This window comes from Nitrobacter sp. 62-23, from assembly GCF_001897285.1.
Taxonomy (GTDB): domain Bacteria; phylum Pseudomonadota; class Alphaproteobacteria; order Rhizobiales; family Xanthobacteraceae; genus Nitrobacter.
The window spans coordinates 1-12939 of sequence record NZ_MKSM01000130.1; the positions used below are offsets into that span (position 1 = coordinate 1).

The 12939-nt window shown below is 62.4% G+C and carries 10 protein-coding genes; 2 read left to right on the plus strand and 8 right to left on the minus strand.

Annotated features, from left to right (window positions below; all coding sequences use genetic code 11):
- The 5 genes from BGO16_RS15560 to BGO16_RS15580 all read right to left on the minus strand — a co-directional run.
- Positions 1-383, minus strand: a 383-nt coding sequence (locus BGO16_RS15560; protein WP_292619855.1) for a lipid II flippase MurJ, incomplete at its 3' end; no start/stop codon positions are given.
- A gap of 43 nt (positions 384-426) precedes the next feature.
- A complete protein-coding gene (locus tag BGO16_RS15565; RefSeq protein ID WP_292619856.1) occupies positions 427-1575 on the minus strand; it encodes a DegT/DnrJ/EryC1/StrS family aminotransferase in 1149 nt (382 codons plus the stop codon).
- 16 nt (positions 1576-1591) lie between these two features.
- Positions 1592-2602 carry a Gfo/Idh/MocA family oxidoreductase gene (locus BGO16_RS15570; protein ID WP_292619857.1) on the minus strand — a complete coding sequence of 337 codons (1011 nt, stop codon included), beginning with the start codon at positions 2600-2602 and terminating at the stop codon, positions 1592-1594.
- A gap of 334 nt (positions 2603-2936) precedes the next feature.
- Positions 2937-4355: a mannose-1-phosphate guanylyltransferase/mannose-6-phosphate isomerase gene (locus BGO16_RS15575; RefSeq protein ID WP_292619858.1), complete on the minus strand. Its 1419-nt coding sequence runs from the start codon at positions 4353-4355 to the stop codon at positions 2937-2939.
- A gap of 185 nt (positions 4356-4540) precedes the next feature.
- Positions 4541-5551, minus strand: a complete 1011-nt coding sequence (locus tag BGO16_RS15580) for an NAD-dependent epimerase (protein ID WP_292619859.1) — start codon at positions 5549-5551, stop codon at positions 4541-4543.
- 224 nt (positions 5552-5775) lie between these two features.
- Between BGO16_RS15580 and BGO16_RS15585 the strand changes: the two genes are divergently transcribed.
- Entirely contained in the window at positions 5776-6735 is a 960-nt protein-coding gene (locus BGO16_RS15585; RefSeq protein ID WP_292619860.1) for a lysylphosphatidylglycerol synthase transmembrane domain-containing protein, read from the plus strand.
- 32 nt (positions 6736-6767) lie between these two features.
- Here BGO16_RS15585 and BGO16_RS15590 read toward each other — a convergent pair whose 3' ends face one another.
- From BGO16_RS15590 to rfaD, 3 genes are all read right to left on the minus strand, one after another.
- Positions 6768-8675 (minus strand): nucleoside-diphosphate sugar epimerase/dehydratase, encoded by a 1908-nt coding sequence (locus BGO16_RS15590; RefSeq protein WP_292619861.1) that lies wholly within the window; start codon positions 8673-8675, stop codon positions 6768-6770.
- A gap of 76 nt (positions 8676-8751) precedes the next feature.
- Positions 8752-10221, minus strand: coding sequence for a D-glycero-beta-D-manno-heptose-7-phosphate kinase (gene rfaE1, locus BGO16_RS15595; protein WP_292619863.1), 1470 nt, complete (start codon positions 10219-10221; stop codon positions 8752-8754).
- Between the two features lie 210 nt (positions 10222-10431).
- Positions 10432-11412, minus strand: coding sequence for an ADP-glyceromanno-heptose 6-epimerase (rfaD, locus tag BGO16_RS15600; protein WP_292619864.1), 981 nt, complete (start codon positions 11410-11412; stop codon positions 10432-10434).
- 340 nt (positions 11413-11752) lie between these two features.
- Here rfaD and waaF point away from each other — a divergent pair, with 340 nt between their 5' ends.
- Positions 11753-12814 (plus strand): lipopolysaccharide heptosyltransferase II, encoded by a 1062-nt coding sequence (gene waaF, locus BGO16_RS15605; RefSeq protein WP_292619865.1) that lies wholly within the window; start codon positions 11753-11755, stop codon positions 12812-12814.
- The last annotated feature ends 125 nt before the right edge of the window (positions 12815-12939 follow it).

Below are 12939 nucleotides of genomic sequence, written 5' to 3' on the forward strand. Positions count from 1 at the left end.
AGTTCGATCGCCAGCCGTCGTTGCTCGACGTCGTCGGAGAAACCCGGCGCCAGGATGCTGATGGCCTGCGGCATGAAAATCCACGCCGCGACGAGCAGAACGACCTGGGACAGGAATAGAAGCGTGAAGATGCGGTCGGCGAACAGTCGGGCCGACGCATCGCCCCCCTCGCCATGAACATGCGCATAGGCCGGAACGAACGCCGCGTTGAAGGCTCCCTCGGCGAAAATCGCACGGAAATGATTCGGCAGCCGCAACGCGACGAAGAAAGCATCAGCGACCGGCCCGGCGCCGAGAACCGCAGCGAGCACGATGTCGCGCGCAAACCCCGTCAGCCGCGAGAGCAGCGTATATCCGCCGACGGTGAAAATGCGTCCAAGCATCCGGCGTTTCTACAGGATCGCCCCCCGGCGCAAAATGGCGAAATCAGTTCGCAAGCGCGGCGCGCACAGCCTCGATAATCCGCTCCTGCGCCAATTCATCGAGGTAAGCATGCATCGGCAGGCTGATGACCTCGCGCGACAGCCTTTCGCTGACGGCAAGACCTTCAGCGGCGACCGGGAAACTCCGGTACGCGGTCTGCTGGTGCAGCGATTTCGGATAATAGATCGCAGTCGGAACCCCCTGCGCTTTCAGAGTGGAGGCCAGCGCCCCGCGATCCCCGTTCGGCAGCCGGATGGTGTACTGCGCCCATACCGACATGCAATCCGGCGCCACGCGGGGCACGATCGCAACATCCCCGAGAGCGTCGTTGTAACGCCGCGCCGCCGCGTCCCGCGCTGCGATCTCGTCGGGAAACACCTTAAGCTTCTCGATCAGGATCGCTGCCTGCATCGTATCGAGGCGTCCGGTCAGACCCAGCCGCACATTGTCGTACCTATCGGAGCCCTGCCCGTGCACGCGCACGCTACGCAACGTCTCCGCCAGTTCGTCATCGTCGGTGAAGATCGCGCCGCCGTCTCCGTAGCAGCCGAGCGGCTTGGCGGGGAAGAAACTGGTCGCGGTCGCAAGGCCGAACGTACCCAGCCGTTTCCCCTTATAGGTCGCGCCGAAACCTTGCGCGGCGTCATCGAGAACGAACATGCCCTCAGTCGCCGCCACGGCTGCGACCGCATCATGATCGGCGGGCTGACCGAACAGATCGACGGGAATAATGGCCCTGGGCCGGAGGCCCTGCTTTTTCGCGACCGCGATGCCGCTCTTCAGCGAAGCGACATCGATATTGAACGTCGTCTCGTCGACATCGACGAACACCGGCGTGGCGCCGAGCAGCGCCACGACTTCGCCAGTCGCGCAGAAAGTGAATGTCGGACAGAGCACCGCGTCGCCGGGGCCGATGTCTTTCGCCATCAGCACCATCAGCAGCGCGTCTGTGCCGCTGGCGCAGGCCACCACATGCCGGGCGCCGGTGAATGCGGCCAGATCGGCTTCCAGGCAAGCGACTTCGGGACCATTGATGAACTGGCAATGCGTCAGCACCCGCGCAACCGCATCGTCGATACGTTTGCCGAGACGGCGGCGCTGTTCGACGATATCAATGAACGGAATCGCCTTCGCAGGCATGTGCTGCTGCATTCAATCCTCTGGACGATCAGCCGGCCACGCGGCGCGGAGCCGGCCGCACCGGCGGCGCGACGGAAGACGGCGCTTCGAGGCACTTGATCGCGATCTCGAGGCTGGCGACACCTTCGCCGCCACTGACCGCCGGTGCCTTGCCCGAACGCACCGCATCGACGAACGCGATCAGTTCGGCGCGCAAAGGTTCGTCATGGCCGACCGGGAGGTGACGCATGGAATAGCTGCCGTCAGGCTGGAAACCGAAGCATTCGGTGACCTGGCGGGTCAGCAGATCGCCCATGATGTATTTGCCGCGGGTGGCGACCGTAACGCTGCGGGCCTTGAACGGCGTCAGCCAGTTCGTATTGATATGCGCGAGCACGCCCGACGCGGTCCGGAACTGAAGCAGTGCGATATCCTCGCGCTCGGCGACGGCGCTGGAAAGCTGGGGCTGCACGTCGATGATTTCCGATTCGGTGAACCAGCGGATCAGGTCGATGTCATGCACGGCAAGGTCGATCACGACACCGACATTCGACATGCGCGGCGGAAACGGACCAACCCGTGTGATCGCGATCGAAAGAATATCCTCGCCTTTGATCGCCTGCTTGATGGCTGCGACCGCCGGATTGAAGCGCTCGACATGGCCGACCATCAAAGTGAGGCCGGCGCGCTGGGCGGCGGTGACGATCTTGCAGCCTTCCTCCACCGTCGAAGCGATCGGCTTCTCGACCAGAATGTGAACGCCGCGCTCGATGCAGGCCAGCGCCAGCTCGCAATGGAGGTGTGTCGGCGCCGCGATGGTGACCGCATCGACACCGGCCGCCATCAGCTCTTCGAACGTCGCGAATGTCCGGCATCCGATCATCTCGGCCGCACGAGTGCGGTGCGCGGCCAAGGGGTCAACAATGCCGGCAAACCTGACCCCGGCGAGACCGGCCAGCACGCGACCGTGATTGCTGCCCATGATACCGGCGCCGATCACGCCGACACGCAGCACACGCTCCGCTCCTGCAGTTTTCAATGCAGATGGCTTCGAACTCATCAGATACCCCGAAAATCGACGGCTGGCGCGTATTCCGCAAAAATGAATACCGGTTTTAGCAATCAGAATACGCACAAGTTATTGGTTGAGAGTATTTTCTCTCGGCTAACCGGATTTCGCTTAGCCGGAAAATGCTCTGGGCTCCCCGAAGCCCGTCCATGCGCTCTCCCTAGCACGCCATAGCGAAAGTGGCGATTAGAGGAATAACAATCCCAACACGTTTTGATTCAAAGAATTACAATGATAGAAACTTGCAGGACACATGACGGCATCCCTGAAACCGGGCCTGGATAGTGTTTCCACAGGATAGCTGATTCGTTCCGGCGGCGGCAGCTCAGCCTCGCTGATAGTCATCCTCGATCCGGATGATGTCGTCCTCGCCGAGATAGCTGCCAGTCTGCACCTCGATCAGTTCCAGAGGAATCTTGCCGGGGTTTTCCAGCCGGTGGATGGCTCCGATCGGAATATAGATCGATTCGTTCTCGTGAACGGTCTTGATCAGATCATCGATCGTCACCCTGGCGGCGCCCCGGACCACGATCCAGTGCTCGGAGCGATGATGATGTTTTTGCAGCGACAATCGCTCGCCGGCCTTCACCGTGATATGCTTGACCTGATGCCGCTCGCCCCTGTCGATCGACTGATAGGCGCCCCATGGCCGATGGACCCGCAGATGCTCTTCGGTGACCTGCGGCGCCACGGCCTTCAACTTCGCGACCAGACGTTTCAGCCCGTTGGCGTCCTTCTGGCGGGAGACCAGCACGGCATCCTGTGTCGCCACCACCACGAGATCGTCGACGCCTTCCAGCGCGACCAATGCCTTGTCGGTTGAGATATTGCAGTTGCGGGAATCCTCGAACACCGCGGCCCCTTGCGCCGCATTGCCTTCGCTGTCCTTGTCCGACAGCTCCCACACCGCGCGCCACGAGCCGACGTCCGACCAGCCGCAATCGACCGGCACAACGGCGGCATGCGCGGTCTTCTCCATCACCGCGTAATCGATGGAAATCGCCTGCGCCTTCGCGAAGGCGTCGGGGTCGAGCGTGACGAAGCCGAGATCCCGGCCGGCATGCGCCACGGCATCCGACACTGTCCGAACACTCTCGGGATCGACGTTGCGATATTCATCGAGCAGCATTGCCGCGCGGAACATGAAGTTGCCGCTATTCCAGAGATAACCCGCCTCGACATAGGCTGCGGCGGTTCGCGGATCGGGCTTCTCGACGAACGTCGTCACCGCGCGCACCTCGCCCGCGATCACCGCGCCGGGGCTGATGTAGCCGTACTCGGTCGCCGCCCGCTCCGGTCGGACGCCGAAGGTCACGATGCGGCCGGCATTGGCGGCAGCCAGGCCCTCACGGCAGGCGGAGAGGAACGCATCGGTGTCGCGCACCACATGATCTGCAGCGAGCGCAAGCACGACGGCGTCGCTGTCACGCGTCTGCGCGAAAACGGCGCCCGCAACGATCGCCGGGCCGGAATCGCGCCGCGCCGGCTCCAGCAGGATGTCTGCCTCAAGCCCGATCTCCGCAAGCTGTTCCAGCACCATGAAACGGTAGGCGGCGTTGGTGATCACAATCGGCCGTTCGAACAGCGCCGGATCGGAAACCCGCCGCAGCGTATCCTGAAACGTCGAACGCGATCCGAACAGCGGCAGAAACTGCTTCGGGCGCCCCTCCCGCGATGCCGGCCACAGCCTTGTTCCCGCGCCGCCGCACATGACCAGGGGGACGATATGCTCACTCACGACCATCTCCACATTCTGATGTGTCCATTAGAGCATTTTCCGGCGAAGCGGATACCGGTTCGCTAAGAAGATGCGACCAGACAATCCAGAGCGAAAAGAAAAATATATAGCGGCTTTCCGTGCGCACTCCCGCTCCAAAACACTGGAATCGAGCACGGTATGTTCGGGATGCAAAGGTGAAAATCGGGCCACTATCCGACCTGATGATAGCGACAATACCAGGTTGCAAAACGATGGATGCCGTCTTCAAGAGATGTCGAGGGACGAAAGCCGACCTCGCGCGTAAGATCGTCGATATCTGCGAATGTGGCCTGCACATCGCCCGGCTGCATGGGCAGCATCTCCTTTGGTGCCGTCCGTCCGAACTCCTTCTCCAGGAGCGCGACGACACTCATCAATTCCGCCGGCTTGTTGTTGCCGATGTTGTAAATGCGCCAGGGGGCTGAACTCGTGCCGGGATCCTGAGCACCGTTCGCTTCGCCGTGCGGAACATGATCGATCAGGCGGATAACGGCCTCAACGATGTCGTCAACATAGGTGAAATCACGTCGCATGTTGCCGTGATTGAACAGCTTGATCGGCTGTCCGCCGACGATCGCGTCAGCGAACCTGTAGAGCGCCATGTCTGGCCGGTACCACGGCCCGTAAACCGTGAAGAAGCGCAATCCCGTTATCGGCATGCGGTAGAGGTGACTGTAGGCATGCGCCATCAGTTCGTTGGATTTCTTCGTCGCCGCGTACAGACTGACCGGATGGTCGACATTGTCGTGGACGGAAAACGGAAGCTTTGTGTTGGCGCCGTAAACGGAGGACGACGAAGCGAACAGCAAATGAGGGCACCCGGCGTGTCGGCATCCTTCAAGGACATTGGCAAAGGCCGTGAGATTTGAATCGACGTAGGCGTCCGGATTTTGCAACGAATAGCGCACGCCGGCCTGGGCCGCGAGATGGATCACGACCGACAGGCGATTTTCCGCGAACAGGGAGGCCGTCACCGCGCGGTCGGCAAGATCGGCCTTGACGAAGCGAAAACGCGGGTGCTTGCGCAGGATGTCGAGCCGGCCCTCCTTGAGCGCGGGATCGTAGTAGCTGTTGAGATTGTCGATTCCGACAATCCGGCGCCCCTGCTCCAGGAGCCGGCCAGCGACATGGAATCCGATGAACCCCGCCGCTCCAGTGACCAGTATCGGGTGATCCGACATTTCTCTCCTCAGGACCCCCTCAGGGTCTACGGGCGTACCGGTTGTGCCGGCCCGACGTGGTCGTCGCGTCTTCTTTTACCGAATGGCGGCCCGATGGCGTGGAAGGAGAGCGCGCGTCTGCCGCCCGACTATTGCCAGACACCGTCCAAAACCATACCAAGGCAGCGGGACCATCGATCGCCCGAAAGTTCCAGACGACATTAACCTCAGCACACACGAGCGCAATGCGCCAGATCCTGCTTTCAACGGCAAAAATACTGGTCTCATCTGCCTTGCTCTACCTTGCGCTCCGCAAGGTTGATCTCTCCGAACTCGTCTCGCGCCTTGGTTTCGACGGTGCGGGATGGATCGCCCTTGCCGTCGCCATGACATTGCTGCAGGTCCTTACCAGCGCCCTGCGCTGGCGGGAAATCAGTTCCGACTGCGGCGCGCCGCTCACGGTCGCTCGGGCGGTGCGCTACTGCATGATCGGCTCGTTCTTCAACCAGACGCTGCCCTCGTCGATCGGCGGCGACGCCATGCGGCTCTGGCTGGTCGGACAGGGGCCGGCGGGCTGGCGCGCTGCGGCCTATTCGATCTTCGTTGACCGCGCGATCGGCCTGATCGCGCTCGCCGTGCTGATCGTTGCCAGTCTGCCATGGAGTTACCGGCTGATCGGCGATCCCCAGGGGCGGCTTGCGCTGCTGTTGGTCGATTTCGCCGCGCTGGCCGCAGGCGGCGGCTTCCTGCTTCTCGGCAGACTGCATTGGCCATGGCTCGGAAATATCAGGGCGATAAGCCATCTTCGCGCCTGTTCAATCATCACCGGCCATGCCCTTTTCGGGCGCGGACGCGGGCTGAAGATCGCGTTTCTGTCGCTGTTCATCCATGTCCAGGCCATCGTGATCGCATGGTGCGTCGTGCGCGCGATCGCCGCGCCGATCCATTTCAGCGAGATCTTCCTGCTCATTCCTCCGGTCATGCTGATTACGATGCTGCCGATCTCGATCGCCGGTTGGGGCGTGCGCGAGGCTTCCATGGCGCTGATTTTCGGCTACGCCGGACTGGCGACCAGCGAAGGCGTCAACGTCTCGCTCCTGTACGGCACGGTATTTTTCGCCGTCGGCGCGCTCGGAGGGCTCGTCTGGATCTTCAGCGTCGAGCGGGCCGAGAAGAGACCGGTGTCGATCGAACTGACAGAGTGATCAACGCGAACATCAAGCGAGCACCGGCACCGTCAGGGATGCGTCCCGAATTCCGGCACGGCATCCTTCAACACCGAACGGATCTTCGCCTTGTTCTCGCTGGCGACGGCTTCCTTCAGGTCCGCGATCCATTTGTGCAGCATGTCCATCGGCGGCTCGTTCGGCTTCGCCGCCAAAATCCCCGGCAGGCCGATCTCGATCGTCGGTTCCTCGCTTGCAAACAGGATTTCATTCAATCGCTCCCCCGGCCTCACGCCGGTGAAGACGATTTCGATGTCATGGTGGGGTTGCAGGCCCGACAGGCTGATCATGCGCTCGGCGAGATCGACGATCTTCACCGGCTGGCCCATGTTCAGCACATAAACCGATACGTCGTGCCGTTCCGTCATCGCCGCGTGGCTCGCCGCAGTGATGACGAGATCGCAGGCTTCGCGGATCGTCATGAAATAGCGAACCATATCGGGATGCGTGACGGTCACCGGGCCGCCGGCTTCGATCTGCGCCTTGAATTTCGGCACCACCGATCCGTTCGACGCCAGCACGTTGCCGAAGCGGACCGAAATCAGGCGCATCGGAATCTTGTCGTCGGCGCGTTGCGCCAACTCGCGGTCGAGCGCCTGGCAGTACATCTCGGCAAAACGCTTGGTGAGCCCGAGCATCGAGACCGGCTCGATCGCCTTGTCGGTCGAGATCATCACCATGGCTTCGGCGCCCGCCGCCAGCGCCGCATCGGCGACGTTGACCGAGCCGAAGATGTTGGTCTTGACGCCCTCGCTCCAGTCTCGTTCGAGAATGGGCACGTGTTTGAGCGCCGCCGCGTGAAACACGATGTCGGGCTTGAATTCGTTCATCAGGCGCATCAGTCGCTCGCGGTCGCGAATGTCGGCGATGCGACCGTCCACGACGGCGGTCCGGGTTCTCGTCTCCAGTTCCTCCATGATCGCGTAGAGCGCAGGTTCGGAATTCTCGATGATCAGCAGCCGGCTCGCGCCGAATGTCACGACGCGTTTGCAGATTTCGGATCCGATCGATCCGCCGCCGCCGGTCACGACGATCGACTTGTCCTTGATCAGCCCTCCGAGCCGCTCGTAGTCGATGGACCGGCTCGGGCGAAGCAGGAGATCCTCGACGGCAACCGGCGTCAGGCGGGGAATATCGCCTTCCTCGCCGAGCGACGGCAACCGGCTGACCTTCAGGCCCAGCTTGCGGCCCCGCGCAAGAACGGCCTCAGGCTGGGCTTCGGGCTCGAATGCCGAGGGCGTCATGATGATACGCTTGATCGCGCTGCGCCGCTCGGCAAAGTCCGTGATCACGTCTTCGAGCTTGTCTACGGCGCCAAGGACCGGAACCCCGCGTATCGTCTGACCAATGTCGGCGGCCGACGGCGACAGCAGACCGACCGGCCGCAAGTGCTTGACCGCGCCGCTCTCGACCGAACGCAAGAGAATTTCGGCATCGGCGGCGCGGCCGACCACGATGACCGGGGTCGCATCGTCAGCCTTGACGTGAACAAGGGTGCGCCTGTAGCGGAAATACCGATAGGTAAAGCGCGTGGCCGCGAGCAGGAATATCTGCAAGAGCCAGTACAGTATGATCGTCTTCTTTCCGAGAAAGAACGTGCCGTAGAGATTGGGCGCGATGACGATGTAGTCGAAGACAAGCACGACAAATGATAGAATCGAGGATGCCTTGACGATGTTGAGGGCGTCCACGAGAGAAATGAACCGCCATTTTGTCGTCGTCAGATGAAAGACGTAAAAAACCACGGCGCTGATGATCAGAAAATAGGGCAGCGCCTTCAGGAGCAGCGGCAAGCGCAAAGCAAAATCATGGCCGTCGAAACGGAAGTAGCAGCTCGCGAGCATGGCCGCCACGACCGTTATCAGGTCATGAAGCGCGATCAGACCGTTTCGAGAGGTAAACTTTCGACGCAAAGTCATGAAGCGATGGTCCGGACGGCACAAGAAACGAAAACACGCTGGCCGCTGGGAAACTGGCCGCCGGGGAACAAGGCTCTCATGCCCTGCCTCCCGCGCGCTTCACCAGAGACGTCGTGCTGAACCCGTGCAGAATATCGATCAGCACGACCTCGCCGCCCCGCGCGGTAACGAATTCCTGACCGACGACCTGTTCAAGCGAATAATCTCCGCCTTTGACCAGCACGTTCGGCCCGGTTCGCTCGATCAGCTTCAACGGCGTGTCCTCTTCGAAGATCACCACGAGATCGACGGCCTCGAGCGCGGCCAGCACCTCCGCGCGCGCCCGCTCATTCTGGATCGGACGGCCCTCCCCCTTGAGCCGGGCCACGGACGCATCGCTGTTCAATCCGACGATCAGGCGATCGCAGGTCGCGCGCGCTCCGGTCAGCACCTTGACGTGCCCCGGATGCAGGATGTCGAAGCAACCGTTGGTGAAGCCGATCCGCAGGCCCTGGTCACGCCATGCCGACAGCCGCGCGTCGAGATCGTCCGCCGATCGCGCGATTTTCTCTTCGGCCGCGAGAGAGGCCGGCGGCAGAATATTGCGGCGCAGTTCGGCGAGCGTGACAATCGCCGTGCCGCTCTTGCCGACCGCCACCGCCGCGGCGGCGCTTGCCGTCCGCAACGCCGTCTCCCAATCGGCCCCTGCGGCGAGCGAAACCGCCAGCGTGGCAACGACGGTATCGCCCGCGCCGGTCACGTCGCGGACCTTGACGGTGTGCGCCGGAACGTGAATGACCTCGCCCTCGCCCGGCACAAGCGTCATGCCATGCTCGCTTTGCGTCACCAGCAAGGCTTCGCAATTAGCGAGCCGCATCACCTCGCGAGCCGCTGCGGCGATGCTGGCCTGATCGTCGGCGCGGCTGCGGGTCGCGTCGGCAAATTCCTTTCGGTTCGGCGTCAGCAGCGTGGCGCCCCGGTAGATCCCGAAATTGGCGCTCTTCGGATCGACGATCACGCGCTTGCCGAGCCCACGGGCGGCATCGATGACGGTGCGGATCACCCGCGCCGTCAACACGCCCTTGGCGTAGTCCGACAACAGGACGATGTCGGCGCGCGGCAGTTGCGGCAGAATGGCGTCGATCAGGGCCTGCTCCACCGCCCCGGACGCTGGAGCTGGCGTTTCCCAATCGGCGCGCAGCATGTGGGTCGAAAAATGCTCGGAAACGAAGCGCACCTTGCGCGTCGTCGGCCGCGCCGGATCCGAAATCAATAACGGCTCGATCAGCGTTTCGCGCGAGAGCGCGGCGCGAAGCCTGCCCCCCGCCCCATCCTCGCCCGCCAATCCGACAAAAACGCAGCGTGCGCCAAGGGCGGCGATGTTGCGCGCCACATTGCCAGCGCCGCCGACATTGGTTTCGCTCCGCTGAACCGCGATCACCGGCGCCGGAGCTTCCGGCGAAATCCGTGAAATCTCGCCGTATACGAACTCGTCGAGCATCAGGTCGCCGACGCAGAGCACAGTCTGGCGACAAAATGCTTGCGACAAGCCGTCGAAATCGATCATCAAAACCCTTCACCTGCTGCTTGAATCCGATCCAAACTGCATTGAATCAAATTCCAGCTCTATCTTCTTAGCCGAGCGTGATCCTGTCCGAAAAGAGGTTTCCGTTTTTCGGATAAGATCACGCTTCGGTAGTCCCTAGATTCCGACGTTCGCAGCACGAACCCGCGGCGAAATGGGTCGCGAATGTCGAATCCGCACCACCAGTCAATGTCAGCGAAAACGATCGTCGCGATCGAGATAGCCTTTGACGTAGGCATCGACCGCTTCCTCCAGCGGCGTGAAGCCGCCGTTGTAGCCTGCGCGTTGCAGGCGCTCGACCTCGCTTTGCGTGAAATACTGGTAGGCTCCACGAATCTGCTCAGGCATATCGACGTATTCGATATTCGGCTTCGCGCCAAGCGCGTTGAAGGCCGCCACGATCAGATCACGAAAACTGCGCGCCTTGCCGGTTCCCACGTTGAAGAGGCCGCTGACCGAGGGCGTCGCCAGCAACCACATCATCACGCGGACCACGTCGTCGACATAGATGAAGTCGCGACTCTGATCGCCGTCGCCGATGCCTTCGCGATGCGACTTGAACAACTGCACCGGGCGGCCGGCCTTTACGTCGCCGAAACGGCGCGCCAGCACGCTCATCATCGTACCCTTGTGATATTCATTGGGACCGAACACGTTGAAGAACTTCAGTCCGGCCCATTGCGGCGGCAACGCGCCGCCGTTCGCGGCACGGCCCGCGACCGCCATGTCGAACAGGTGCTTGCTCCAGCCGTAAAGATTCATCGGTCGAAGCGTCCGCAAGGCGGCAAGCGATTGATCGTCGCAAAAGCCCTGCCGGCCATCGCCGTAGGTCGATGCCGACGAGGCATAGATGAAAGGCGTCGCGCTCGCGCTACACCAGTCGAGCAAACGCAGCGACAGGCGAAAGTTGGTCTCGATGACGAGATCGCCGTCGGTTGCGGTGGTCTCGGAGATCGCGCCGAGATGAACGACCGCGTCGAGACGGCGGCCCTCCAGCCATGCCATCAGTTCTGCGGGAGGAATGATATCCGCAAGCTGCCGCTTGGCGAGATTGCGCCATTTGCCGTCATGTCCCAGCGTATCGCAGACAGCCACATCGCCGCGTCCGGCGTCGTTCAACGCGGCCACGAGATTCGATCCGATAAAACCGGCCCCCCCGGTCACCAGCAGCATGATGTCCCCGTCATGTGGCGCGACGTTTCCAACATTTGCATTCCGCTGCGGCAGAGGTTCTTGCAAATGTCAGAGGCAAAGGACCACTGGCACCTCTCAAGATTTTCCAGTGGAGTTTTGAATCTGACATTCGCTGCCGGTTTGCGGCAAAGTTGGGTAGCGAATGTCGGATTCACTCCACTGGTTTGCCCCACTCCCGCCTGCGAGGCAACCTGGATGGCGCGAGGCGGCGAAATCGCTCGCCAAACGCATTGCGCGAGATAACTTTACCTCCGGCGTGGGAGCGGATAGGGAGGATTTTTCATCCGCTCCAGTGTTACTCATTCGTTAAATTATGAAAATGGATTCACCAAAAGAGCTGGGCGGCGACGCGGACGACTCGCGGCCTGTCCTGATCGTCCCCTACATGTGGATCGGCGACTTCGTCCGTGGCCACACCGTGGTGCGGGTGCTCAAGCAGCGCTGGCCGAATCGGCCGGTGGATATGCTGGTGACGACGCTCTGCGCCCCGCTGGTCGATTACATGCCTGGCGTGCGCGCCGGCGTGGTCTGGGACCTACCCCGAAGCCGGCTGGCGCTGAGGCAACAATGGAGCCTCGCCCGGCACTTGCGTGCGCGGGGATACGGAACCGTCCTCATCATGCCGCGGACCTGGAAATCGGCCATTGCGCCCGCGCTGGCCGGCATTCCGGAACGGGTGGGCTTTGTCGGCGAGGCGCGGTTCGGGCTGCTCAACCGCTGGCGCTGGGGCGAAAGGGCCCTGCCGCGCATGATCGACAGGAAGGCGTCGCTGGCGCTTCCAGCCAACGCGGAACGGCCTCCCGAATGGCCCGTGCCGCAGCTTAGCGTTCCCGCCGAAGACGTCATCCGCTGGCGGCAGGCGCAGGGACTGGGCTCCGGACCGGCGGTGGCGCTCGCTCCCGGAGCGGTCGGCCCCAGCAAGCGCTGGACGTATTACGCCGAGGCCGCGCGGATGCTGGCCGGGCGCGGCATCGACGTCTGGGTGGTCGGAGGTCCCAACGAAGAGGCGATCGCGGCCGAAATCGCGGCAGCCGGGGGCCCACGGGTCCGGGATTTGACGGGTCATGACCTGCGAAACGGCATTCTGGCGATGGCGGCGGCGACGCTCGCGATTTCGAACGATTCGGGCCTGCTGCACGTCGCGGCCGCGATCGGAACGTCCACAATGGGAATTTTCGGCCCGACCAGCCCCTATCACTGGGCGCCTTTGAACGGGCTCGCGGCGACAATAAAGACCGGAACGCCGCTGCCCTGCCAACCCTGCCATCGGCCGGTGTGCTCCAAAAACGATCATCGCTGCATGAGGGATATCGCCGCGGCCGACGTGCTGGCCATTGCCGAGCAGGTACTTGGGGAGATCGACGGGCGCGCCGCGCGCTGACGCGGCCACGCCGCGCTTGCGCGGGCAGGACGCGCTCAGTACCACTGACAAGAGCGGGATGAGGAAAAGTGTGTAGCGGTTTTCCGCCCGCATCCCGCTCTAAATATTGGAATCGATCACGGCGA

Bases quoted from the DNA above. Each gene is read 5' to 3' on its own strand.
- BGO16_RS15565 (WP_292619856.1), bottom strand. From the start codon at position 1,575: ATGCAGCAGCACATGCCTGCGAAGGCGATTCCGTTCATTGATATCGTC.
- BGO16_RS15570 (WP_292619857.1), bottom strand. From the start codon at position 2,602: ATGAGTTCGAAGCCATCTGCATTGAAAACTGCAGGAGCGGAGCGTGTG.
- BGO16_RS15575 (WP_292619858.1), bottom strand. From the start codon at position 4,355: ATGGTCGTGAGTGAGCATATCGTCCCCCTGGTCATGTGCGGCGGCGCG.
- BGO16_RS15580 (WP_292619859.1), bottom strand. From the start codon at position 5,551: ATGTCGGATCACCCGATACTGGTCACTGGAGCGGCGGGGTTCATCGGA.
- BGO16_RS15585 (WP_292619860.1), top strand. From the start codon at position 5,776: ATGCGCCAGATCCTGCTTTCAACGGCAAAAATACTGGTCTCATCTGCC.
- BGO16_RS15590 (WP_292619861.1), bottom strand. From the start codon at position 8,675: ATGACTTTGCGTCGAAAGTTTACCTCTCGAAACGGTCTGATCGCGCTT.
- rfaE1 (WP_292619863.1), bottom strand. From the start codon at position 10,221: ATGATCGATTTCGACGGCTTGTCGCAAGCATTTTGTCGCCAGACTGTG.
- rfaD (WP_292619864.1), bottom strand. From the start codon at position 11,412: ATGCTGCTGGTGACCGGGGGGGCCGGTTTTATCGGATCGAATCTCGTG.
- waaF (WP_292619865.1), top strand. From the start codon at position 11,753: ATGGATTCACCAAAAGAGCTGGGCGGCGACGCGGACGACTCGCGGCCT.